At 39.0% G+C, this 25672-nt stretch carries 20 protein-coding genes; 15 read left to right on the top strand and 5 right to left on the bottom strand.

Annotated elements, in window-relative coordinates:
- Nucleotides 1-184 precede the first annotated feature (184 nt).
- From BM107_RS15825 to BM107_RS15840, 4 genes are all read left to right on the top strand, one after another.
- Complete coding sequence (locus BM107_RS15825) at nucleotides 185-544, top strand: response regulator transcription factor (RefSeq protein WP_090985069.1); 360 nt, start codon at nucleotides 185-187, stop codon at nucleotides 542-544.
- A gap of 242 nt (nucleotides 545-786) precedes the next feature.
- Entirely contained in the window at nucleotides 787-1602 is an 816-nt protein-coding gene (locus BM107_RS15830; RefSeq protein ID WP_090985071.1) for a HEAT repeat domain-containing protein, read from the top strand.
- Nucleotides 1602-3032 (top strand): glycosyltransferase family 2 protein, encoded by a 1431-nt coding sequence (locus BM107_RS15835; RefSeq protein WP_090985073.1) that lies wholly within the window; start codon nucleotides 1602-1604, stop codon nucleotides 3030-3032. The genes BM107_RS15830 and BM107_RS15835 overlap by 1 nt, the downstream gene beginning before the upstream one ends.
- The gene (locus BM107_RS15840) at nucleotides 3029-5050 is read left to right on the top strand and encodes an LTA synthase family protein (protein ID WP_090985075.1); all 2022 of its coding nucleotides are present in this window, start codon (nucleotides 3029-3031) and stop codon (nucleotides 5048-5050) included. Before BM107_RS15835 ends, BM107_RS15840 begins: the two co-directional genes overlap by 4 nt.
- On the opposite strand, the gene BM107_RS15845 is transcribed toward BM107_RS15840, so the two are convergent.
- The 3 genes from BM107_RS15845 to BM107_RS15855 are packed head-to-tail and all read right to left on the bottom strand — an operon-like array spanning nucleotide 5051 to nucleotide 8699.
- Nucleotides 5051-6217, bottom strand: coding sequence for a hypothetical protein (locus BM107_RS15845; protein WP_090985077.1), 1167 nt, complete (start codon nucleotides 6215-6217; stop codon nucleotides 5051-5053).
- Nucleotides 6217-7458 (bottom strand): YaiO family outer membrane beta-barrel protein, encoded by a 1242-nt coding sequence (locus BM107_RS15850; protein ID WP_090985079.1) that lies wholly within the window; start codon nucleotides 7456-7458, stop codon nucleotides 6217-6219. Before BM107_RS15850 ends, BM107_RS15845 begins: the two co-directional genes overlap by 1 nt.
- Nucleotides 7459-7490: 32 nt before the next feature.
- Nucleotides 7491-8699, bottom strand: coding sequence for a GAF domain-containing sensor histidine kinase (locus tag BM107_RS15855; RefSeq protein WP_090985080.1), 1209 nt, complete (start codon nucleotides 8697-8699; stop codon nucleotides 7491-7493).
- A gap of 482 nt (nucleotides 8700-9181) precedes the next feature.
- On the opposite strand from BM107_RS15855, the gene BM107_RS15865 reads away from it, so the two are divergent.
- The 8 genes from BM107_RS15865 to BM107_RS15900 all read left to right on the top strand — a co-directional run bounded on the left by BM107_RS15865 (nucleotide 9182) and on the right by BM107_RS15900 (nucleotide 21003).
- Nucleotides 9182-10729: a cryptochrome/photolyase family protein gene (locus BM107_RS15865; RefSeq protein WP_090985084.1), complete on the top strand. Its 1548-nt coding sequence runs from the start codon at nucleotides 9182-9184 to the stop codon at nucleotides 10727-10729.
- Nucleotides 10730-10976: 247 nt separating this feature from the next.
- Nucleotides 10977-11555, top strand: a complete 579-nt coding sequence (locus tag BM107_RS15870) for an RNA polymerase sigma factor (RefSeq protein WP_090985086.1) — start codon at nucleotides 10977-10979, stop codon at nucleotides 11553-11555.
- 103 nt (nucleotides 11556-11658) lie between these two features.
- Nucleotides 11659-12807, top strand: coding sequence for a FecR family protein (locus BM107_RS15875; protein WP_090985088.1), 1149 nt, complete (start codon nucleotides 11659-11661; stop codon nucleotides 12805-12807).
- A gap of 257 nt (nucleotides 12808-13064) precedes the next feature.
- The gene (locus tag BM107_RS15880) at nucleotides 13065-16589 is read left to right on the top strand and encodes a SusC/RagA family TonB-linked outer membrane protein (protein ID WP_159435255.1); all 3525 of its coding nucleotides are present in this window, start codon (nucleotides 13065-13067) and stop codon (nucleotides 16587-16589) included.
- A gap of 15 nt (nucleotides 16590-16604) precedes the next feature.
- Nucleotides 16605-18065: a RagB/SusD family nutrient uptake outer membrane protein gene (locus BM107_RS15885; RefSeq protein WP_090985092.1), complete on the top strand. Its 1461-nt coding sequence runs from the start codon at nucleotides 16605-16607 to the stop codon at nucleotides 18063-18065.
- 60 nt (nucleotides 18066-18125) lie between these two features.
- Nucleotides 18126-19373 carry a TlpA family protein disulfide reductase gene (locus tag BM107_RS15890; protein WP_090985094.1) on the top strand — a complete coding sequence of 416 codons (1248 nt, stop codon included), beginning with the start codon at nucleotides 18126-18128 and terminating at the stop codon, nucleotides 19371-19373.
- 7 nt (nucleotides 19374-19380) lie between these two features.
- A complete protein-coding gene (locus BM107_RS15895; RefSeq protein WP_090985333.1) occupies nucleotides 19381-19830 on the top strand; it encodes a protein-disulfide reductase DsbD domain-containing protein in 450 nt (149 codons plus the stop codon).
- 24 nt (nucleotides 19831-19854) lie between these two features.
- The gene (locus tag BM107_RS15900; RefSeq protein ID WP_090985096.1) at nucleotides 19855-21003 is read left to right on the top strand and encodes a TlpA disulfide reductase family protein; all 1149 of its coding nucleotides are present in this window, start codon (nucleotides 19855-19857) and stop codon (nucleotides 21001-21003) included.
- 232 nt (nucleotides 21004-21235) lie between these two features.
- Here BM107_RS15900 and BM107_RS15905 read toward each other — a convergent pair whose 3' ends face one another.
- Nucleotides 21236-22120 (bottom strand): LysR family transcriptional regulator, encoded by an 885-nt coding sequence (locus tag BM107_RS15905; RefSeq protein WP_090985098.1) that lies wholly within the window; start codon nucleotides 22118-22120, stop codon nucleotides 21236-21238.
- Between the two features lie 91 nt (nucleotides 22121-22211).
- Here BM107_RS15905 and BM107_RS15910 point away from each other — a divergent pair, with 91 nt between their 5' ends.
- Nucleotides 22212-22934 (top strand): class I SAM-dependent methyltransferase, encoded by a 723-nt coding sequence (locus BM107_RS15910; protein WP_090985100.1) that lies wholly within the window; start codon nucleotides 22212-22214, stop codon nucleotides 22932-22934.
- Between the two features lie 108 nt (nucleotides 22935-23042).
- Here BM107_RS15910 and BM107_RS15915 read toward each other — a convergent pair whose 3' ends face one another.
- Nucleotides 23043-23279, bottom strand: a complete 237-nt coding sequence (locus BM107_RS15915) for a hypothetical protein (protein WP_090985101.1) — start codon at nucleotides 23277-23279, stop codon at nucleotides 23043-23045.
- A 190-nt stretch (nucleotides 23280-23469) separates the two neighbouring features.
- Here BM107_RS15915 and BM107_RS15920 point away from each other — a divergent pair, with 190 nt between their 5' ends.
- Nucleotides 23470-24879 (top strand): S41 family peptidase, encoded by a 1410-nt coding sequence (locus BM107_RS15920; protein WP_090985103.1) that lies wholly within the window; start codon nucleotides 23470-23472, stop codon nucleotides 24877-24879.
- Nucleotides 24880-24950: 71 nt separating this feature from the next.
- Nucleotides 24951-25541: an RNA polymerase sigma factor gene (locus tag BM107_RS15925; RefSeq protein ID WP_090985105.1), complete on the top strand. Its 591-nt coding sequence runs from the start codon at nucleotides 24951-24953 to the stop codon at nucleotides 25539-25541.
- Nucleotides 25542-25672: the final 131 nt, after the last annotated feature.

Raw genomic sequence — 25672 nt, forward strand, 5'->3', positions numbered from 1 at the left:
GGTCGGTTCTGTCAAACTGCTATCTTACGGTATCCAGGCGAGAAACTGCGGAAAGATGAATAATGCTGTAAGGTTAGGAAAAAATAGCCTACCAAGAACAACTCTTCTCAGCGGAAGCATTAGGAACTATTTAATTATCCATCTAAATGTATTAACTTAGCAATAGTAATTTAATAATTAAGACATGAGGGTATTAATTGCTGAGGACGACGAGTTGATGCTTAGGATAGTTGAATTTCGTTTAAAAAAAGATGGGCATGAGGTTGTTCTTGCTCGTGACGGAAATGATGCATTGCAAAAAGTAGAGGATTATGAACCTGACCTGATTATTTCTGACGTAATGATGCCTTATCGTTCAGGGCTGGAAATTGTAGCGGCAGTAAAAGAAAAACACCAGACACCTATAATAATTCTTTCTGGAATGGGGCACGAGGATATGGTACTTGAAGCCTTTCGTTTAGGTGCGGACGACTATTTAACAAAGCCGTTTAGCCCTAGTGAACTTTCTGTACGGATAAAACGGTTTGGAGTTGTTAAAAGATGATCTATTTTGAAATCCTCCTATCCGTTTTCCTAGGGCTTGCGACCTTCTTGATCACATTTCTTTCTTTTTATTTATTTATTCGTAAAATCTGGAGAAGAGCATATCTGAAGTGGGACAGGATGATAGATATGTTACTTCGTAAAGCTATATTTTTTCATGAGGGCAATAATGGCCAACTGACCTCAATTCCAATAACTCGACGATTGAAGGACAATTTAAACAACAGGAGATTTTCTAATCGGTTGGTAAAAAAAATTATCTTAGCAAAGCGTAATGTATCGGGACAATATGGAGATAACCTTCGCCAATTATACATTCAGCTTGGTTTGGATAAAAAAGCACTTCGCTTATTGGAAAGCCGTAAATGGCACTTGCAGGCTTATGCCATTCAGCAGATCGGAACGATGGGTCTCAAAGAGCATCTTGCCCGGGTATACCGTTATACCAACTGCAAAAATAACCTAATTCGTATGGAGGCACAAATTGCCGTACTGAATCTTATCGGGTTCGAGGGGCTTCGTTTTCTTGATATCATCTCTTATCAAATAACAGATTGGCAACAAATCAGACTTTTAAAAGAATTATCGACAGTACCACAAACTGAATTAACGGGGATAGACAAATGGCTAAGCTCCGAAAATGCGAGCGTTACCATTTTTGCGCTTAAACTGGCCCGAAATTATCGCAGGTACGAGCTTTATGAAAACATCGTGAGTTGCCTTGACCATAACAACCCCAATGTTCGTAAGCAGGCGATTGCGACATTAACCGACATATATGTAGAAAACACATCTGAAGTGCTGCTGGCCAGGTTCGAAAGGGAAACTTATCAAAATCAAATAGCCATCATGAATGCAATAGCAGTTATTGGAGATGTGCAAAATGTTTCCACTTTGCTTAGTTATCTGGATACTGAGAAGGCCCAGATGAAATTTGCGGTTGCACGTGCCATTATTAATGGAAATAAAACTGGTCTGGAATGCCTTGTAAATGATCAAAGATCGAAAACTTACCCGCTAATAGACATGATTCCTCAATTAAAAACCGAAATTAGATAGTGAGCTGGCAGTCATTTTTAGTAGATATTTTTACTTATGGGTTATTAGCCTATTCAGTATCGCTTTTATCTTGCTACTTGCTTTTCGCAGGGTTCTCGATTGGGGAAATTCGTAATTATCTGCGTAAAAATAGTTTTACAGATTATGGGGTACTAGCTGGCTCAACACAGGCTCCCAGTATTAGTATATTAGCACCAGCCTATAATGAAGGGGCAAACATTATTGAGAATGTTCGGTCCTTGCTATCCATAAATTACACCAATCTTGAAGTAATTATTATTAATGATGGGAGTAAAGATGATTCACTGGCGAAGCTGATTGAAGCTTATCATCTTTATAAGGCTGACTTTTTTATTGACGGCCAGATTGAAACGAAAGAAGTAAAAGGCGTTTACAGAAGCAGAAAGATAGTTTATAAAAAGTTAATCGTTGTTGACAAACAAAATGGCGGAAAGGCAGATGCCTTAAATGTTGGCATAAACGTTTCAAACAACAACTATATTGTTTGCATCGATGTCGATTGCATTTTAGAGCAGGATGCAATTCTCAAGCTAGCAAAACCCTTTTTAGAAAACACTAAAGAACGTGTTATTGCAACGGGTGGGGTGATTCGGATTGCCAACAGTTGCATTGTTGAAAACGGACGTTTGCTCAAAGTTAAGCTTCCCAGACAGTTTCTACCGCGTGTTCAGACGCTGGAATATATTCGGGCCTTTTTACTAGGTAGGATGGCCTGGAGTCGTTTAAACGGTTTGCTGCTTATATCAGGAGCTTTTGGGGCATTCGATAAAGACATTGTGATTAAGTGCGGAGGGTATAATCATAAAACAGTAGGCGAAGATATGGAGTTGGTAGTAAGAATGAGGCGATACATGCAGGAAAATAGGATTCCGCACAAAGTGAGTTTTATCCCCGATCCACTATGCTGGACAGAGGCGCCATCTACCTTTAAAATACTTGGGCGACAGCGAAATCGATGGACCCGTGGCACAATAGAGACTCTTCAGATGCATAAAATCATGTTTTTAAATCCGAAATATGGCATTTTGGGCATGCTTAGCTATCCCTATTGGTTATTCTTCGAATTTTTAGCTCCCTTAGTGGAATTTTTCGGATTTATCGCCTTTATAATCTTTGCCTGCTTCGGACTGATCCAATGGTCATTTTTTTTCGGCTTATTGCTTTTCATATTTAGCTTCGGATTTTTGTATTCAGTTTTTGCAATATTAATGGAAGTGTTCACTTACAATCAATACAAAACAAACAAAAACCTGCTACTTTTAATTCTAACAGCCTTTTTGGAACCATTAATTTTTCATCCGTTTGTAGTATGGTCTGCTGTAAAGGGCAATATTGACTTACTGCGGAAAAAGAATTCCTGGGGAGAAATGACCCGGCAAGGATTTACAAAAGAAAAAGTTCAACAATGATTAATCGTTTTAAATCAGCAAGTCAGGTTTTCCTGCAAATCGCAATAGTTTGGCTTATTGCTTTAATTGTGATCAGAGCGGTGGAAGTTCTGGTTAATGGATTAATTCATCAATTTCCGGCTAATCTATGTAGCTTTATGTTATGGTCATGGCTTGCAGATATAAGCTTTTGGCTTAAATGGATAATCTTTGAACTGATTTTATTTATACCACTATTTTTTGTGAATCCCAGATTGGCAACAGTCAGCTTTAAAGTGTTCGTTGCTATTATTATTTTCATTCAATTGGCCCTTTGCACGTATTTCACTACTGCCCTGGTACCATTGGGAGCCGATTTTTACGGCTATTCTTTTGCCGATATAAAACAAACTGTTGGCGCTTCCGGCACGATAAAACTTCCTATAATGCTAAGTTTTGCAGGCATGATTATAGTATTAGTGATTGCACTTAATCAATTGCCAAAACACATCAAGGTTCCATTGTGGTTGGCCTGGTCCTTACCCATACTATCTGTTTTTTACTTAATGATCAATGGCGAAGAACATCTTTTCAAAAAAAACTTTGAAAACCTTTTTGTCAATAACCTTGCGTTAAACAAGGTCGATTACTTTTTTATCAGTTCTTATATTCATTTTTATCCCACAGACGAGGATTTGGATATTTATGCCGATTCCTATATTGGAGATTATGGCAATGATAGTACTGCATCCAATACCTTCACCTATCTGGGTGGATCGGAATACCCGTTTTATAGGAAAGCGAATGATACTGATGTGCTAACACCATTTTTTAATAAAGCGAAAAACAAACCAAATCTTGTAGTTATTATCATCGAGGGGCTTGGGCGCGCATTTACCAACGAAGGCGCTTATCTGGGAAATTTTACTCCTTTTATTGATTCATTATCCAATAAAGGTCTTTACTGGAGAAATTTTCTAAGTGCCGGTGGTCGCACGTTTGCAGTCCTGCCCTCTTTAATGGGATCTTTACCTTTCGGTAAAAATGGTTTTCTTGAACTTGGACAGCAAATGCCAGATCATCTTTCTTTGTACAGCTTGTTAAAATTTAATGGATACAAGACTTCATTCTATTATGGAGGTGACGCAACTTTTGATAATATGAACTTATTTCTTCAAAAGAACAGCGTTGATGAAATCAGAGACCTTAAGTCCTTTTCCGCGAACTATTCTAAACTGCCTGAAGAAAATGGTTTTTCCTGGGGATATGGAGATCAGGAGTTATATCAGTATTATCTGGCAAACACGTCTTCAAAAGCCACTAAACCACCGGAGTTAAACGTAATTTTAACGGTAACTACCCATAATCCTTTTCTTATTAATGAACAGGAAAGATACAATTTGAAATTCGAGCAGCGCATGGCTGATTTAGGATTTGATGAAACTAAGAAAGATAGTTATCGAAACTACAAACACCAGTATGGTACTATTTTATATGCGGACGATGCGCTAAGGCACTTTTTTAATAATTATAAAAAACGAGAAGATTACAATAGTACCATTTTTATAATTACAGGAGATCACCGTATGCCAGAGATCCCGATGAGTAACAAGATAGATCGCTATCATGTGCCATTGATTATTTATTCTCCGCTGTTAAAGCGTAGCGCGCAGTTCGCATCCATATCTACACATTTCGATGTGACTCCAAGCTTGCTTGCGTATCTTCATTCAGGCTATGGTTTAAACTTACCAGACGCTGCAAGCTGGCTCGGATCTGGGCTTGATACTGCCCGCTCATTTAGAAATGTTCACAGTTACCCCCTGGTACAGACCAAAACAGAGATGATTGATTTTATCCAAGGTCAGTACCACCTCAATGGTACATCCCTTTATCAAATAGGTGATAATATGCAAGAGGAGTTAGCAAGAGACGAAGTGAACTACAATAGAATAAAAAATGCCTTTGAGAACTTCAAGCGAAAGAATGCCAGTTTGGATTCCAAGACTAGATTGCTGCCACCGTCCGTAATTCAAAAATATAGTCCGATAAAGAAATAGCTATTTGTTGTTGAATTCGCGTTCCTGTTCGAGGATAGTAGTCATCATCGGGCGATAGAAATTCCAAAAGAAACTGGATCGTTCCATTGGATCACTGGTGTTGTAAAACAGCCATTTGAAGGCACTAATTCCTTTAAAATAAGAGGTTGACAGGCTTACAGTATTGTCACAGAAATCTCCAGAAAAGTAATAAAAACGGTAATCGGCTTGCTTATGCATCAACACTGCAGGAAAAATAGCACTGAGGCCGTTCGCATTCAAAAGCGACTGCCCGCTTTGGTTAACATCTATTCGGAAGCTGGCAACCTGTGTGTTTATTGCCTTATCTGGTTGAATGACGTCAAACCAGAATGGATATTTAATTTCTTCAGGCAAACCCAGCACTTTTTGTCCGTATTCACCACTGATAATATGTGGCATTGGATTCTTCAGGTCCCGGCCATCCTCTAGGATGATGACCTTGTCTTGATCGCTGACCAAAGCAACACCCGACTTTTTAAAAGGCCAGTTGTTGTTATTTGCAAGTTTATAATTGTTAATAAGCCACCTGGGCAGCTCTTTATTTCTTGCTGTATCAAGGCTTTCAAAAAAGCGACCTGTCCAGCCGGTCCAACGCATTGCAAACATATTCTCGAATTGCTTTCTGGTTTCTTTGCCTGTTGGACTTCCAATACTATTAAATTCTGTGATAATGAGTTTTCTTTTCTGCTTCATCTGCTTTAACAACTCAATATCCTGACCGCTCATCCCTCCATAAACCATTCCTGATCGCTCATTATTATTCTTTTTAGCATACCATTCATTTCGATAAATGCCGTAGGTATCTGTAAAATAAACCAGGTTAATGTCTTCGCTTAATTGATGTAATTGATCATTATTAAAACGCTCCAATCCCTTAAGCCGAAATTTTTCTTGCGCCAATGGAAAGAAGCCAAAATAATCGTGGTCAATTTTATATAACTTGCTTGCTGTTTTTGTTAGTTTCTCATGATTTAGCACCCATAAGAAAGAGATATGTTCCTGCCCGTCGGATGTGAGAACTGTTTTATCGATTATAGCTGCAACCATTTTGGTTTTGGGCTTTAAATACCAGCAGAACCACATCATTAATGGAATGCTGGCGATAATAGCCAGGGTAATCCATATTTTTTTTGTCCTTTTTGTCATCAGAAACGTCTTATATAGCCAATCCCGAGATCAAATTGATTGCCTTTGGTATTAGGCCTATATTCCTGGTGCTCCAATCCCAGGTTAACGATGATAACATTAAGCGATTTAAATGCTTTCCTATAACCAAGCGTAATATTGTTAGAGCGTAGCTTATAAGTCGTGTTTCCAATTAAAACATTATTTTGGGGATCGTCTGGCGATAAACCAGTACCCATGCGAAGGCTAAAATAATCATCAGCGCCACCGAAATAGTACCGGGTGGTGAAAGCAAACGATTGAGATACCTGATCGTTTGAAGGAGTTAAAAAAGTCCAAAAATTAAACCAAAAGCTTTTGTAATATTTCCCTATTGATGCCGTGTAGCTCCAGGTTGATTCGCCAAAGGTTAAATAACGAAATCCAGCTTCCGCTTCAAAGCTTTCGGGCAGGTTCGCATACAATGAAAAGCCTGCACGGTAGTGAGGGAACACACCCACGTCGCTAGAATAACCGCCACTAATATAGGCCTGAAAGGTACCTGATATGCGGGGATATGCGTCTACCTCAAACTGAAGGCCATTGCGGTTAAAACGATTGGCATAGTTTACTCTTCCGGTAATAGAACCCAATTTGGTTTGCCTGCTATAATCCATATTCACAATGTGCCAAGGATTATCGAATTGTTTATCGAAGTATACAAAATCGTAATTGAGCCCTATTCTGTTTTTAGAAGAATTTTCCCGTACTCTTACGGCTAGTGTACGTGCCTCGGTTAGCTTTGGTGATCGTTTTAAGACCTCTTCAATAGTAATGTTTGCTTCTTTCCATTTTTTTAAACTGTTAAGTATTTTAGCTTTCAACAACAGAAAATCGTCGTCTGAAGGATAGAATGTAAGACCTTTATTTACATTGAGCAACGCTTTTTCATTATTGTCTTCCCAAAATTCGAGAGTAGCATTAGCCAGCTGAGCATCTTTGTTGTCAGGATGTTTTACTAAGACCAGAGCGAAAGCTTGCCTCGCACTATCTGGCTCCTTGGTCCAGCTGTAAAGCCTACCTAAAAAAATCCTGACGTCGGCATAATCCGGACTTTTAGCCAGTGCCTTCTTGCTAAGTGCAATGGCTTTAGGGTAGTCTTTTGATTCGAATGCAGCGGTCCTTGCTTGGGTAAACAGCTCGTCTGCACTGCCATCCTGCGCTTGTAACAATTTCGAGAATAGTAGACCTGAGAATAGCAATAAATAAAATTTGGGCTTCATGATAGTAAAATTAGATTTTAGCAAACTAAAAATTACGACTGGCGTTGAGGAAGTTCAATTCGGAAGACTGTTCCCCGTCCCTTTTCAGATGTGATGAACATTTCACCATTCAGTTTATCAATTAGGTGTTTTACCAAAGATAAGCCAAATCCGTAACCTTTTTCACCCGCTGTTCCTTGCGTTGTGCCGATGCCTCCTGTTAAAATTTGACCAATCTCGTCTTCACTTATTCCCACGCCGCTGTCGGCTACAACGATTTTTAAAATATTAGCATCCCGTTTAAATACCAAGTCAAGATCTACAGTTATTGTACCACCTGGAGGAGTAAATTTCACCGCATTTGAAATCAGGTTTCCATTAATCTGCAGCAGCTTGTTTTTTGAAAACACTATATTTTTTTTGTCCGGATTAATATTGATATTTAGCTTGATCTTTTTGTAAGTTGCCTGTGGTTCGTAAAGCTCCAGAAGTTTGGCGCGAAAGCTGCTCAGGTCAAACTCGTTGATGCCTGGGGCTTTCACTTCGTCATTATCGGAAAGTATATCATCGGCAAGATCCAAAAGTGATTTGCTTCCACTATGAATCAATTTGATAAACTCAATCACCTGATCAAAATTGGCACTTTTTCCCTGCTCAGTAATAATTTCAGATAAACCTATTATCCCCGCAATTGGTCCCCTAATGTCATGAGCGACTTTTTTTTTCGATTCACTGGCATCTTTTAATTTATTTTGTAACAACTCCATTGTCTGATAGGTTTTTACCCTATTCATGATCTCTAAAGCGATGATCTTCAGCAATTCAATCTTCTCGGGGCTCAAGATTTTCAATCCGCGATCCAAAACACATAGAGCACCAATGTTTAACCCATCATTATCCCTAAGTGGCACCCCAAAATAATAGCGAAGCGACAATGGAGCACCAACATAAAAATTTTTATTAAAGCGGTCATCTGCCGAAAGATCAGGTACTTCAAACTGGTCCGTTTGTGTAATGGTGTATTGGCACACAGATTCTTCCCTTGTCATCTGCTGTAAATCAAGACCGTGACTGCCTACTGTCCACTGTGTATAGGCATCGATGAGGTTGACTAATGAAATTTCTGTACCGGCTACCTTAGCGGCAAGGTGGGTAAGATCTTTAAAGCTTTCATTCATACTTCCGTAGTCTATATCGAAATCTGACAATTTTAAAAGCCGCTCGGGTTCATTATATGGTACAGGATAATTTAATTCAGACATATTTTACTTATAATTTAAATGACAATTTATTCTACGTACACGTAGTACTGCTCTATAGAAAACATACCCAAGATACGATTTTGCCTATAAAAATTCGTAAATACAACTTAAATGTTTTCTTAGTTAGAATCTTATTATTACTTTTTCATAAGACAATTAAAAACCTAGATGCAAATACTCAATCATAAGCTGAAGGATCGCTTTTATATATTGAAACAGTGAAGCTACGGCAATTTCAAAACTGTTTCTGAAGACTTAAAAATACCAAAATACAACTATTGAATCGACCTTGTCCAACTATACCTGAAAGCATGATTAAAGCTTGAAAAAGTAATAAAAAGCTCGATGTTATCACCTGCACCAAATCAATTTTAAATATCCTATTGGTAAAATTTTTTGCAGGTTTTACCGAATTTCCTGCAAACAATATAACGGGAATCCAGTTTTTTACTGGTGAACAATCTGAGCTGACATTCTTGGCCATGGAAAAGAGATATAAGATTTTGCGGCTTATCTTGGGTGATCAGCTTAACATACAGCATTCGTGGTTTAAAAAACCATCGCCCGATACGCTGCATGTATTGATGGAAGTAAAAACAGAAACCGATTATGTTTGGCACCACATCCAGAAAGCATGTGCTTTTTTTGCAGCAATGGAAAATTTCGCTGAATTGCTGAATAGTAAAAAAATTGAAACCATTTACCTTCGACTTGATGACCCGAAGAACAAACAAAATTTTTCAGATAACCTGAACGATTTAATAGAAAAGTTTGACGTAAAAGAATTTCATTATCAGTTGCCCGATGAGTATCGGCTAGATCAGGAACTAAACAATTTCTGCAAAAGCCTGTCAATTAATCACTGCGCTTTTGATACAGAACATTTTTACACCAGCAGAACCGAGCTGGCGGATTTCTTTTCCGGGAAAAAAGAATTGTTAATGGAAAGTTTCTACCGGGCAATGCGCACAAAACACCACATATTGTTAGATGATGACCATGATCCGGTAGGCGGCAAATGGAATTTTGATGAGGAAAACCGGAAGAAACTTCCCAAAAACCACAAACCAAACCCTCCGCTGTTATTTGATAACGATGTAAGGCAACAATATAATAGAATAAGTGCTACGAAGATAAAAACTATCGGTAATATTAATCCAAAACATCTCCTTTGGCCTGTAAACAGAGATCAGTCTTTAAAACTGCTACATTATTTCTGTGAAAACTGTCTCCCACTATTTGGCACCTTTCAGGATGCCATGCAAACCAACGAATGGTCTCTTTATCATTCGCGTTTATCATTTAGCATGAATACCAAACTTATTTCTCCGGTTGAAGTGGTCAGTTCAGCGATTAAATATTGGAAGGAAAATAAGAAATCGACCACAATGAATCAGATAGAGGGATTCATCAGGCAGATTTTAGGCTGGCGTGAATACATGAGGGGTATTTATTGGATGAAAATGCCCGAATTTGAAAAAATGAATTTCTTTGACCACAAAAGGAAACTTCCTGAATGGTACTGGACGGGAAAAACGGAGATGAACTGTTTAAAGCATTCCATTAATCAGTCTCTTGAATATGCCTACGCACATCATATTCAGCGTTTAATGATCACAGGAAATTTTGCGCTGCTTGCCGGCATCGATCCGGATGAGGTCGATTTTTGGTATCTGGGTATCTACATCGATGCAATACAATGGGTAGAAATTACCAATACAAGGGGAATGAGCCAATATGCAGATGGCGGCATTATCGGCTCCAAACCCTATACTGCCACTGCGAATTATATCCATAAAATGAGCAATTATTGCGATAATTGTAAGTACGACCGCAATGAAAAAACCGGAGAAAATTCCTGTCCGTTTAACAGCCTGTATTGGGACTTTCATGACAGAAACAGGGCTAAACTTGGCAAGAACCACAGGCTTTCTATGGTTTACCGGATCTGGGATAAAATGAATCCTGATTTGAGATCTGAAGTGCTGACAAGAGCAGACTTTGTCTTAAAAAATCTCAATAATCTCTGATATATTTGGAAGTACTTTACATGATATACAGTAAAATAGTTCGCCGCTTAATTCAATATGCCGTTAATTACTTTAGGGGTAGCGAGTTACATTTTATCTAATCATTCGCATACTTCCAGAACTTTTACGTATTTATTAAATATTAAGATATTTTTAATAAATTAACCACGTTTTATATAACAGTCGTTTTAGCTTTTAAGTGGATTTAAATTTAAGACGCTTAAAGGCAGGATCTATACGAATTTAGATGTATAAATTTACACTTGAAAAGGAGCAGGAATTACTTGGCCGTCTTTTATTAGATGACGAACAGGCCTTTGCTACTCTTTTTAACAGTTATAGAAATAAACTCTATGGTTTTATTTTTGGAATAACGGGATCAAGCGAAATTGCGAAAGACATTGTCCAAGACGTTTTTTTAAAGATCTGGAAAACACGCCATAATGCCCACAAAGTAGAAAATTTCAATGCATTGGTTTACCGCATGGCTAAAAATGCCGCTCTCGATCAACTAAAGCGGGCTTCGCGCGAGTCAACAGCCCTTTCAACCCTTAGCTTGGTTTCTGACGGGCGTACGTCCAGCGATCCGTTTGAGGATATGAAAGCGACAGAAATTCAATTGAAATATGAACTTGCACTAAAGAAATTACCTAGGCAACAGCGTATGGTCTATGAATTACGTCATATTGAAGGTGAAGACTACGGAGAAATCGCAAAAAAACTTAATCTTTCTATTCCAACTATCCGAAGTCACTTCAGAAATGCACTAAATACTTTAAAAGGAAGCCTATTTTCGTTCTTGCTAATAATATTATTCCGCTTGTAAACTAAAAATATAAAAATATTTATTTTTCTTTTGCACATTCTTACCACTTCGTCGTCTTACAATTAAAAACGCACTAAAAATTACGCTCAATTAATTGTTATGTATGTCGAAAAATAGAATAAAAGCTTTACTAGCTAAATATGTAGATCGCAAGTGTGATGAAAAAGAGCTGGAAGAGTTATTTGCGCTGCTGAATGTATTAGACCGACAAAAGTTAGACGAACTGCTAAACGATATTTGGCTGGAATATGAGTCTGACCAGGAACTCCCTGAAGAAGATGCGCAACAAATCCTGAATTCAATTTTAGTTAAGCGCAGCAGGTTCACCCTTCGTTATGTCGCTATAGCAGCATCTGTGCTCATCTGCGTTTTTGCAGGCACCTATCTGTTATTGAATTCGAGAAAATCCAATCCTGTTGAGCAGTCTGTTAATCTGGAAATTAAACCAGGTAGCAATAAGGCCGAACTGCTGATGGCAAATGGTAAAAAGGTAGTACTTGGCAGTGGCCTTCAAAAAATTGAGATCCCCAATACTGATCTGGTACTTCAACAGGATTCAAACGGATCGTTGACTTATCACAGGGGCGCAAATACATCACTTGCAAAAATGTCCTATGATACCCTGCGGACGCCAAAAGGTGGTGTTTACCAGATTAACTTGAGCGATGGCACCAAAATCTGGCTCAATACTTCAAGTGCAATCAGATTTCCTGAAAAATTTGCGAACAACAAACGCGATGTAGAACTTCTTTATGGTGAAGCGTATTTTGAAGTGAAACATAGGCCAGATGCTCCATTCACAGTTAAAACAGCTGCCGGGGTAGTTCGGGACCTTGGAACCAGTTTTAACATCAACAGCGCATCTAATAATGGCCATGTTGCCGCCACTTTACTAGAGGGCGCTATCGAAGTGGAGTCGGGCGGGCAATTTAAAAAGATAAAACCTGGTCAACAGGCCTTATTCAGTAAAAAGAAAATTGTGGTTAACGATGTAGACGCTGAGAACATGATTGCCTGGAAAGACGGCTATTTTATGTTTGATGAACCGATGGAAAGTGCCATGAATAAAATTGCCATGTGGTATGATGTAAAGGTTGAATACCAGGATGAAGCGCTAAAAAGCATCCCGGTTCTGGCCACTATTACACGCCACGGAAATATTAAAAATGTGCTGCGGATTTTAGAAATGACCAAAAAGGTCCGCTTTAATGTGCAGGGAAGAACAATCAAGGTTGCGCATTTTACACCATAAACCAATACCAATTAATTATCAACCACCAAACCAAACTTAACTAAACCAAACCACATGAAGAGTAACTAATTTCCACCATTTAAAAGAGAAAAAGGAGTGCTGGAACACCCCTTTTGAAACTCTTAAATCTTTCCGATCAGATCGGAAATGAACGTTTCTTACCAGATAATTCACGATTTAAAAGAATGTAAATGTATAAAATTTCTTCGATAGATTTTATGCAGCTTCCACGCTGCGCGCATAAAATTTTAAGGCTTATGAAGCTAACTTTTACCCTCCTACTGATCTCGCTTTTACATGTAAGCGCATCCAGTTTAGCACAAAATATTACCCTCAATCAAAAAAAAATTGCCTTAGTAAAGGTGTTCAGGGAAATCCGGTCACAAACCGGGTATAGTTCTGTTTGGGCAGATGTGGGCGAGAAGAACAAAATTATAAATGTCAGTTTCACTAACGCCCCCCTGGAAACTGCCCTTAAACAAATACTTGCCCAAACCAATCTTTCCTACAGCATTGATAAAGAGAGCAAAGCAATTCTAATCTTCAACAAACCGATTGCAGCAATTGCTAAGCCCACAGCGTTGATTGATGTAAAAGGTATTGTGCTAAACATGTTAAAACAACCATTGATGGGCGCCACCGTTAAGGTTAAAAACAGTAATACTTCCGTACAAACTGCGGCTGACGGCTCATTTCGTTTGGCCGGTATTGCCAGTGATGCGGTTTTAATGATCTCTTATGTAGGCTATGCAGTTAAAGAGATCAATGCATCGCCAGATATGGGAACCATTCAGCTCGAATTTGCATCTAATGAGCTGGAATCAGTAAATGTGACCTTTTCAACAGGGTATCAAACACTGTCAAGAGAACGGAGTGCAGGTTCATTTTCAAAGCCCAGCCTGGCTGTTATGAACGAGAGATCAGGCAGTACAAATGTATTACAACGGCTGGATGGTTTAGTACCCGGCTTAGCCGTAAATAATGCTCCTGATGCGGGCAACAATCCTTTTTTAATTCGTGGTTTATCATCCATTAACTCCAACAGAGGCCCGCTCGTAGTTTTAGACGGTGTACAGGTACCCGATAATGCTATTCAAAACATCAATATGCAGGATGTGGCAGATATCACTGTACTTAAAGATGCAACTTCTTCCTCTATATGGGGTGCCAAAGCGGCTAATGGTGTAATTGTAATTACTACAAAAAAAGGATCTGCAGATGAAAAATTAAAAATTGACTATGATGGCTATCACAATTTTCAGGGCATGCCAGATCTGAACTACATCCAGAAGATGAACAGTAGCCAGTTTATTGCTGCAGCAAGGGAACTATTCCCTCAATATGTTAGCAGCAATTCCTTTAATTCAGTTCAATTGATTGCACCCGTTACCCCCCATCTGCAATACCAATATGATGCAAACCGGGGTTTAATAAGCCAGGCCCAGGCGAATACAAAATTAGATAGCCTGGCTGGGATTGACAATCGCGATCAGCTTAAACAATATTTCTACAGGCAGGCTGCAACCACCAACCATACCATCTCTGTAGCAGGAGGTAGTAAAGTCCATTCTTTCTATGGCTCTGCCAATTATATTGGAATAGTTAACAATATACCCGGCCAAACAGATGATCAGTATAAAATTAATCTGCGCCAGGACTTTAAATTCAGCAAACGCCTTCAGGTTTACCTCATTACCGACTTTACGAACAGGCTTACCAGGAGTAATAATATAACCGTTCCAGGTTTAGATCTGGTTCCCTATCAGCTATTTGCCGATCCATCTGGAAATCCGTTGACTGTTAACCATATGGGGGATTATAGCGATGATGTACGCAAAGACTATCAGTCAAGAAGCCGGATCAATCTTGATTACTCCCCTTTACAGGAGATCGAAAATGGATATACCAAAGGTAATGCATTATCTACAAGGGTTGTAGGGGGCGTAACATTAGAGATTATAAAAGGGCTTCGATATGAAGGGACATTTGGCTATAACATTAATTCCTTTAAAAATCGCGTGGAACTGGATCAAAACAGTTATGCCGTGAGAAATGAGGTAATGACTTTTACCCAGGCGCCTACTGTGAACAGTACCCCTATCTATAATGTGCCCGCTTTTGGTGGTAGGTTAACTGCTACCGATGAACTGCTTAAAAGCTGGACCATCAGAAATCAGTTTTTATACGATCACAGCTGGCTTGAAAAGCATCAATTGACGGTTATGGCAGGACAGGAAGCGACAAGCATTTCGCCACTTTCAACAACAAGTATTTACCGGGGCTGGGATGATCAGCTTCAGGTAGCAAGACCTGTAAATTATCAGTTATTAGGTGAGGGTATCACGGGAACAGTACCAGGAGGAACAAGGACATTAGCCAACAATGTAACCGGTGGCGAAGGTATAATAAGCCGTACATCCTCTTATTTTGCCAATCTAGGTTACACATTTAACCGGAAGTACACCCTAAACAGCAGTATCCGTATAGATAAAAGTAATTTGTTCGGCTTTGACCGTTCAGCCCAGAACAGGCCAGTGTGGAGTGTTGGTGCGAAGTGGGCACTTGGGAGAGAAGATTTCATCAAACCGGTTAATTGGCTAAGCCGATTGGATTTAAGGCTCACTTACGGTATTACGGGTAATGCCCCGACTCCGGGTACGGCGGCATCATGGGATATTTTACGTGCTGAAACCAATGTTAATTATCCAAACGGCATTGGCCTGATCATTAATGCACCTGCAAACAAAAAACTGACCTGGGAACTGACCAAAAACTATAATCTGGGTATGGATTTTGAAATCCTGAATGGCATATTTTTCGGTTCGATAGATGCTTATCTCAGAAAAACAAATGATTTGATCGGCAACCTGACAACTGCTCCGCTAACAGGCTTTGCGTCAGTGATCGGGAACTTTGGCGATCTGCAAAACAAGGGTTTGGATGTCTCGCTCGGTTCGCTAAACATCAGCAATAGCAATTTCACCTGGAGTACCTCATTTAATTTGGGTTATAATAAAAATAAGATATCGAGGCTTGCGAACGCTACACCGATTACTACAGGCCCAGGCATGATCAATACCAGATTCCTGGATGGTTATCCTTCTTTTGCAGTATTTGCCTACAATTATGCAGGTTTAAATACTTCAGGAGATCCCCAGGTTAAACTTGCCGATGGAACGGTTACCTCAAACCCGACAGCGACTATGGCTCAGGATGTATTGTACATGGGAACTTCACAACCTGTTTACAGCGGTGGCTTTTCCAATAAATTCCGCTATAAAAACCTCACATTGGGCATTAACATCATTTACAACGGTGGAAACGTCATGTTTCGCGATGTAAATACATTCTGGTCGGGCGTACCTTATTTAAATTATATGACCAGTGAGTTTGCCGAGCGTTGGAAGACAGCTGGCGACGAAAATAAGACTAACATTCCCAGATATGCTGCCACAAGCGCAATCAGTGGCAATAGAAACACCAACTATTACACCTACTCAAATAGCAATGTGTTTAACGCCTCTTTCGCAAAGGTCCGGGATATCACATTAGCTTATGATATTAGAGGTGGAATAATCAAAAAGCTACATGCACAGGCCATAACGTTCAGGGCACAGGTTTCTAACTTAATGTTGTGGAAAGCCAATGATTTGGGGATCGATCCTGAATTCCAGTCTTTAGGAAATGTTGGTGCAACGCAAACGGCAGGCAACACCGGTGCGACAAGAAATCTGCGCACCGGACAGGGAACAATAACACTAGGTGCCCATATCACACTTTAAACAGAATTAACAGTTATGAAACTTACAACGAAATACTTTTTAACGCCATTGGTGGCCTGTATAGTGCTTTTATCGGGCTCCTGCAAAAAAGACTTTTTGGAAATACAGCCTAAAGGATCACTGATAGCAAAAACAACAAATGATTATGAACAGATCCTGAATGGTTTGTATTTGCAAAATACCGTTTCCGCTTCCATATATCTTGGAGACGATATTGCATTGCAAAATAGCTATTTGGATGGAGTACCCTTAAGGGTTCAACGCCTGTTTAGGTATGAAGACAGGGTTTACGAGCAAAACGAACTCCCTCAGGAAATTACCGCAGCTACGGGTTACATCCAAAGACTATACCTTTTTAACAAGATTATCAATGAGGTGACAACATCTACGCAAGGAACAGATCAGCAGAAAAAGCAGTTATTGGCTGAAGCGAAAGTTGGAAGGGCCATTTGCAATCTGGCCTTTTTAAATGATTTTTCACTCCCTTACAACCCTGCATCGGCTGCAACTGATTTGGGGATTCCTCTTATTACTGCAGCCGATGTTACCCAAACATCCTTTACCAGGGCAACAGTAAAAGAGTGTTATACTGCAATCATAAAAGATTTAACAGAAGCCTTTCCAGGCCTCGGACCAGTTGTGCATCGCAGAAGGCTATCTAAAATGGCTGCCGAATTCTTTCTCACCAGAGTATATATGAATATGCTTGATTTTTCTTCCGCTAAAACACATATTGATGGCGCATTCGCAGAATTGTCTAAATCAACCATACCGCTCTCACTTTACGACTACAATACTGTTTTGGATGAAAATGCAGCTGGTTCCTGGTTTCCGCTCAACTTCCTGGGTGCGTTAAGCAATCTGCCTCTTGCAGCAAACAACAGCCAGGTCATTTATAATATTTCTACCACAGTCTGGAATTTCAATTTTGCTGATTGTCCGGTTTTCACGCCTCAGGTGGCTACCCTTTACGGTGATGATGATAAAAGATTACTGCTTTATTCAGACATGGAGATGTTTGGCGACCTGATTTACCCCAAAAAAGTACGTCGTTATCCGAATTTCTTTCTGGATATCGGGCCGTCGCTGCCCGAAATGTATTTAATGCGTGCAGAAATCAAGGCTCGGGAAAATGATCTGAGCGGCGCAAAGGCAGATGTTGAGGCCTTGCGGTTGAAAAGAATGACTGCTGCAGCTGCGAGCGTGCCGGCAAACGTAGCTTCCAACCAGCAAGCCATGGTTAGATTTATTCTAGACGAACGCATCAGGGAATTTGCCCTTTCGGGTTTGCGTTGGTTAGATATGCGTCGTCTTTCAGTGGATCCGATTTATAAGGATCACATTAATCCTAACCACTATCTATTGGATGCAGATGGCAGCATTTTAAAAACTTATACACTGACCCCAAAACGCTATGCGATGAAATTCGGGGAACTTATGGTCAATCAAAATCAGGGATTAGCAGATAATCAATAAATCATTCCACCTGGGCGGCCCTTAGGCTGCCCAATATTACACATCAATTAAATAACAGTTATGAAAATCAACAAATTAATAAACTGCTTTACCGCTTTAAGCATGATGCTGATTATCAGCTATGGAGCTAAAGCACAACAGCCTAATCCTTTGGCTGAAAAATATGAAGAATTTACGCTTATTGGCAAAGTACAGGATCAGGAAAAATTTTATAAGGACTTAATAAAGAAAATACCTGAAACGGAGAAAAACAGAAAAATTTACGACCGCATTAAAGGTGTAATAGCCATTAACTGGCTTCATGATGAAAATTTAGAAAAGTTCAAACATTATGACAAGTCAGTTAAAGATGGTTTATCGTTATTTGAATTAACCAACATTCTTGAAAAGTGGTTAGATGAGCAAAAACACCTGGAATGGGTTGATGTAATTTCCAAACAATATATTAAAGATATTGAAAACGGATTGCGTAAGGATGATTTTGAACATGCACACGAACTTTTACTGGAAATTTCAGCTACGGTAGATTGTATCAACGGTGATAAAAGTTCTGCATTAGCAAAAATCAACGAAGCACTTAAAGATGCTAAAATGAGGAACATGAATTACTTTAAAGATTCGAAGCCAAATTTCATCAGTCGTTATGCATTCATTTTAGATGCAAATGGCCAAACGCAAAAGGCAATTGATACATTAACCGTTTCCGTTAAAGAAGCAGAATCTAATCCTAAACTTTTATCTACGCTTAAAACCATCTGTGCCAAAATAAATGGAGAAGACAATGCTACGAAATATGTCACTTCATTACAGGACGAGGCGTACCAGCACTATTATAAGGCGCTTGAAAGCAAATGGGATCCAATTGGCAAACCTGCGCCAACCATTGCCATTACCAAATTAAATGGTCAGGAATTTAAAGTATCTGATTACAAAGGAAAAATCATGGTAGTCGATTTTTGGAGCACCACCTGTACGCCCTGTAAAGCCTGCTTTCCTGCTTTCGAAAGAATAGTTGCAGACTATAAAAATGAACCATTTCAACTATTTGTAGCCGGAATAGCTGAGGACAAAGAAACCCAGCAAAAATATGTCGACAAATCCAAACTGACTTTAGATGTATTGAGAGATCCCGATATGGAATTCTACAAAGCAATTGGTGCTAAAGGCACACCGCATAAGTTTATCATCGATCCTAAAGGAATAATAAGAATGGAAGGAATTGGCTACGCTGGCTCCACAGATCGGGAATATTATGAATTAAAAGCAATGGTAGAAATCACTAAAAAGCATGCTGCCGACAATAACTAATATCAATATGAAAAAAAATATCATTCTGCTGTTACTCTGCTCGTTTTTCACAATAAAAGGATTCGGGCAAATCTACCACCCCATCAAATGGAGTTATGCGGCCAAAAAAACAGGTAAAAATGAAGCGGTTGTATATGTAAAAGCCACCTTAGAAAAAGGCTGGCACTTATACTCACAGTATGTAGAAAAAGGTGGTCCGCAACCGACAAAATTTACATTTGAAAAATCAGATGGCTATACCGTCGTAGGTTATACAAAAGAACCTCAGGCCATTGTGCGCTTAGAGCCCACTTTTATGATGGAAGTCGGATTTTTCGAAAATTCAGTCATCTTTCAGCAAAAAGTAAAGCTAAAAGGCAAAACAGCAACTGTTAAAGGAAAAGTTAAATTTATGGTGTGTAACGACAAGATGTGCCTTCCGCCGGATGAAGTCGATTTTACCATTAACATCAATTAATATCCAGAACGATACAATAAAAATATGAAACGATTAATGATCATCGCCTTATCCATACTACAATTGAGTGCTTTTGCACAGGGCGGAAAAAATACTTTTACCATCACAGGAAAATATGGTGAATTTAATGCACCGGTAAAGGCCTATTTAGACTATACTTTAAATGGCAAAGATATTACCGATTCGGTTATATTGAAAAACGGGGCATTTAAATTCACCGGCACAGCGACTTCTTCGCCAGTTTCAGCCGAACTGAGTTTTGACACAAAAGGTGTTGGTAGAGATAAAAGCCTGGAGCGCGGTACCGTAATTTTAGAACCTGGTAAAATAATGGTCGCTATTAAAGAAGGAAGTTCTTTTGACGGATTAGAAGTAACCGGTACACCTATGAACAATGATTATACCGAATTTAATAATCTTGTGGACGAATCGCTGGCAAAGATGTCTCCGGGAGATAAGGCTTTCATGGAAGGAAAATCAAATCAGCAAAACACGCCTGATTTTGAGGATAAGCTGGAAGAATTCAAAAAAAGATATAGCAAACTAACAAACGAAGCTTATGCAAAATTCGTAAGAACCCACCCTGATTCTGATCTTGCGCTCAACCTGATGTCGAAATTAGCTTATGACGGTGAATACGCTGAAGTAAAATCTCTATTTGATGGTTTTTCTGACAGGATTAAGAAAAGTACTAAAGGTATAAACTTTGCTAAAACCTTGCTTCAGATGAAAGCTACAGCCATTGGACAAACGGCACCTGATTTTGAGTTGGCTGATACAGAAGGAAAATCGGTAAAACTTTCTTCTTTTAAGGGTAAATACGTTTTATTAGACTTCTGGGCGTCATGGTGTGGCCCTTGCAGGGCAGAAAACCCAAACCTGCTCAGGATTTATAACAAATTCAAAGATCAAAACTTTACCGTAGTTGGTGTATCGCTCGATAAGCCAGAAGCAAAGAATCTATGGCTGGCTGCGATAAAGAACGATGGTTTACCATGGCTGCAACTATCTGATCTTAAGGCCTGGGATAGTACCGCAGCAAAATTGTACGGCGTTAGCGCCATACCGCAGAATTTCCTGATTGATCCCAATGGAAAAATTGTAGGCAAAACTTTAGTTGGAAAAGGACTTGAGCATAAACTCATTGAAATGATTGGTCAGCCTTCACATTAAGATTAAGGATTTTTAGCAATTAACATCTTTCTAGCTGCGTACAGACGCTGTATCAGAAATGATTTTTTAGATTTTTAGCAGAATAATATTTTGAAAGGTCGTCATTCCCAATTTAATTGGAAATCTTAATGCTATCGCAAAGCGCTTTAAGATTCCCGCCTGCGCGGGAATGACTAAAATTAAAATAAAATTTCGGGTTTAAATGTTAGATTTTACTTCTGATACAGCCTTTTTATATTTTCAACCGTGTATAATGTCTAATAAACCAATTCAATGCCTCATTTTTATTTGATTCTTTATAAGCCAGTACCACCTCTGTATTAATGGGAATATCGCTGATTTCAATAAAAGATACGTTCAATTGTCCGTATTGCTTTTTTAACGACAGTGGCAAAATAGATACACCCAGACCCGCCTCTACCAATTGTAGTATAGAATGTACATTGTTAGCCTCGTGTGTAATATCCGGACTAAAGCCCAACCTATGGCAAATCTCTACAAGTTTCTGGTTATACTGTGGTGCAAATGTTTTATTAAAGAAAATAAACGGGCTCGTCCTTAAAAAATCTGCGAGTTCATGTTCATTGCCTATTTTATGTGTTCCTAAAGGGGTAACCACCACAAAAGGATCAAAAAACAAAGATTCTACTTTCAATTTTTCAGACAATACAGGAGCTCTCAAAATCCCAACATCTAAATCGCCATGTTCCAGCGCTTTAATCTGCGCCAGTGTAGGTACTTCAAACAAACTCGTTTTTAAGTAGGGAAATTCCTGATGCATCAACTTTAAAATTTCGGCAAGCTGCGACTGATAAACTGAACTGATGTAACCGATCTTAAATTCGCCGCTAACACCTTCATGGATTTTACGCACCACTTCTTTACTTTCTTCAAGCCTGGTAAACAAGTTATCTACTTCATTCTTAAAATATTTACCGGCATTTGTTAACGCAACCCGCTTATTATTCCGGATAAACAACTTTACGCCGAGTTCTTCTTCCAACTCTTTAATCTGCCTGCTTAAAGGCGGCTGTGAAATAAAGAGTTTCGTTGCTGCCTTGGTAAAGTGCAGTTCTTCTGCAACAGTTTTAAAATATGACAAATGTCTGAGCTCCATATCTACAATACTTATAAGGTATTAATTTATGCTAAAATTGATATTTTACAAATATGATCAACTAAGGTAACTTTGCAAAAAACTAAAAACAATGAATAAAGATTATTCGCATAAAGCAACAAACGATGAGATAAAAACAAGGTTCGACAGTGATGTAGAACGTTTCTCTAATTTAGAAAGCGGCCAGCAAACCACTATTGATGCCCCCCTTACCATGGAACTTTGCACCGAAGCTGCCAAATACATTAATTCAACCGCTACAGAACTGTTGGATATTGGCTGTGGTGCTGGTAATTATACATTGAAAATGCTCAATAAAATCCCAAACCTAAACTGTACCTTAAACGATTTAAGCCTACCTATGTTAACACGCGCAAAAGCTCGGATATCGGCGCAAACCACTGGAAAAATAACGCTAATACAGGATGATATGCGAAACCTGGATTTGCCCTACAACCATTTCGATATTGTACTGGCCGCGGCTACATTTCATCATTTACGTACCGATGCCGATTGGGAACTTGTTTTCACTAAGATTTACCAGGCTTTAAAACCCGGTGGCAGTATCTGGATTTCAGACCTCATTGCGCACGATTCAGTGTTGATCGACAAACTTTTTCAGGATCAATACGGAGCATACCTGAAAACACTTGGCGGTGAAGCATACAAACAAAAAGTATTAGATTATATTGAATATGAAGATACCCCGCGTTCGGTTAATTATCAGCTGGCTTTGTTAAAAAAAGTTGGGTTTACCACGACCGAGATCCTCCACAAGAACGCTTGTTTTGCAGCATTCGGTGCGATAAAATAAAAGATGCCTGCGATTTTCCAAAAACGATCTATTACATCTTTATTAAACCTTAATGATTTATTTAAGCAAAAGATCATGTTTTATTTTAAATCAGTCCCCCCTATTGAATTAGGCATAGCCGGGCTTGAAATTTTTACTTAACGCAATTAATTCGTCAAGGTTAATCAGATTGGGATCTGCTGACTGTCGCCTTAAGAGGTTGATCGGAACCGTTATAATACCATTTGTAGTACGCAATACGCAATTTTCATCATTAGCATTTGAAGATACGTAATCGCCGATTCCGGAGTCGATTTCAGATAAACGGATTAGTAATTCGTAGTAGATATAAAGCGGAAAATTCACAGCGCAAAGTTAATGCAATAAAACGCGAATGTTTAATTATTGTTACGTTAACATTAAATAAGCCTAAAATGATAATTTAACACCGGGAACCATTCTTTCCAGGCCTATATTTGGTAGATTATGCTAACTTGAAAATTAATGCCGGGTTAACAATAGTAATTTTAAGTTTGTTCTAAAACCAGGAAAGGCAATGACCACGTCCATAACAAACTTAAATAAAACAACTTATCAGTTTATTTATATAGTTATTCTATTTTTAACTATCCTGTCGGGCTGCAAAAAAAGCAGTCAAAAACCTGATTATCCAATAGGAAGCAACGAGCATATCAACACCTGGATACTTGATAGCCTTAAACGATATTATTATTGGAATGACCAATTGCCTGCCTATCCGAATCTCAGTTTGGCACCAAAAGATTTTTTTAATTCCATCCGCAACTCGTCGGATCGTTTTTCATACATCACTATCCCTAATGACCCCGCCACTGCAATACCAGGCAACAGAAATTTTGGTTTTGATTATACCGTGGTGAGTGACCAAAACAGTTCAAAAGCTATCGGAATTATTAAAGTGGTACTAAATGACTCTCCGGCTTCGAGGGCCGGTTTAAAACGTGGAGATTATATCAGTAAAATTAACGGCAAAACAATAACGGTTGATAATGCACAGGTTTTGCAAACTGAAATATTAAATAGCGATCACTTTTCTTTGGGTTTAGCTGAACTGAAAAACAATATCTGGGCAGACACCCGCACTGTTCAGTTAAATAAAAGTATCATACTCGATCAGCGTGAGATCAGCAAGGTGATAGAAAGTGATGGAAAAAAAATCGGTTACCTGTATTTTCTGGATTTTAATGGTGGTTTGGCCAGTTCGCTTACTGCTGCCTTTAGTAATTTTAGATCAGAAAGCATCGCTGAACTCATTCTCGACCTCCGTTATAACGCAGGTGGCCAGGTAGCAGAAGCAGCCGGCTTATGCGCTATGATTGCTAAAAATGTATCTTTCAATAAACCCTTTATTATCTACAAAGGCAATAAAAACGGAGGCACCAAAACCGAATCAATCGGGACTGCAGCTACATTCGATGGCACTTTAAATTTTAACGCCATCTTGCAGCAAAACCTTGGCTTAAGCCGGGTTTATATCCTATCAACAGCAGCCACCGCATCTGCTTCAGAAGTCATGATTAATAATCTTAAACCTTTCATTCAGGTGATACTGATCGGCGAAAAAACAAGGGGAAAAGATGAAGCGTCATTTAGGATCTTTGATAACCGAAGCCCTAAACAGGTAAACTGGGAAATACACCCGATTGTTTATAAACTTTTTAACGCACAGGGCATTGGCGGTTACAGCACAGGCATTGCCCCCGATATCAAGGTTAATGAAATGGATAATCTGCCTTTGCTTCAACCTGGCGATACTGCAGATCCATTGGTGAGAGCAGCAATTGCTGCCATAACCGGTAAGGCTATCAAAACTTCTACTGTGATAAATAATGTATTGACTAGCAGCTTTCAGCCTGACCGTGTATTAATGGATTCGAGGACGTTGTCTGCACAGCAAAGCATAGTCATCAGCCATCAGTTAAGGTGATAGAAAAGGTTTTCATTGCGTTAACATTAACTTTATACGCAACTACTAACTTGCCTACATAAACGCTACTTATGGAACAGTTGGAAGATTTTAAAAATGCAAAACTCCTCAATGCAGTAAAAGCTGGCGATTCTGCCGCTTTCAATGAAATTTACCATCAGTATCGAAAAAAAATATATGGTTATGCCTACCATTTTAGCCGTAACAGTGAAGAAGCCGAAGAACTTACCCAGGATGTTTTTGTAAGGCTTTGGGAAAACCGATCAAAAATTGATATACAAAAGAATTTTGAGGCATTTCTTTATACCCTTATCCGTAATAATTTTCTTTCTATACTTCGTAAAAAAGCCAGAGAGAAGGCTTATAGCAACGAAAACCTTAAATGTGAGCCATCTTTCAATACCATAGAAGAGGAACTCAATGCCAAAGAAACGAAACAAATTGTAAATAAAGTGATAGAAAGTCTTTCTCCGCAGGTTAAAAAAATATATTTATTGAGTCGTAACGACCACCATACCCACGAAGAAATTTCGCAACTGATGGGCATCTCTAAAAACACGGTAAACAACCACCTCAAAAAATCACTTGGCACTTTGCGGAAATACTTCAGCACCTATTCCCCGGAAACGATATTATCATTGGCTATAGTGATCTTTTGTTGAAGGTTGCCCCATAAGAAAAGTACTTATGGCTACCTGCATGGTTTCTGAATATACTCTGCCAATTGATCATTATTAAATTCATTTACATTCTCCCATCTTAATTTTCTTTAGCGAGGATGCCTCCCGTTAGG

Origin of the sequence: Pedobacter suwonensis (assembly GCF_900111825.1) — a bacterium.
GTDB lineage: Bacteria > Bacteroidota > Bacteroidia > Sphingobacteriales > Sphingobacteriaceae > Pedobacter > Pedobacter suwonensis.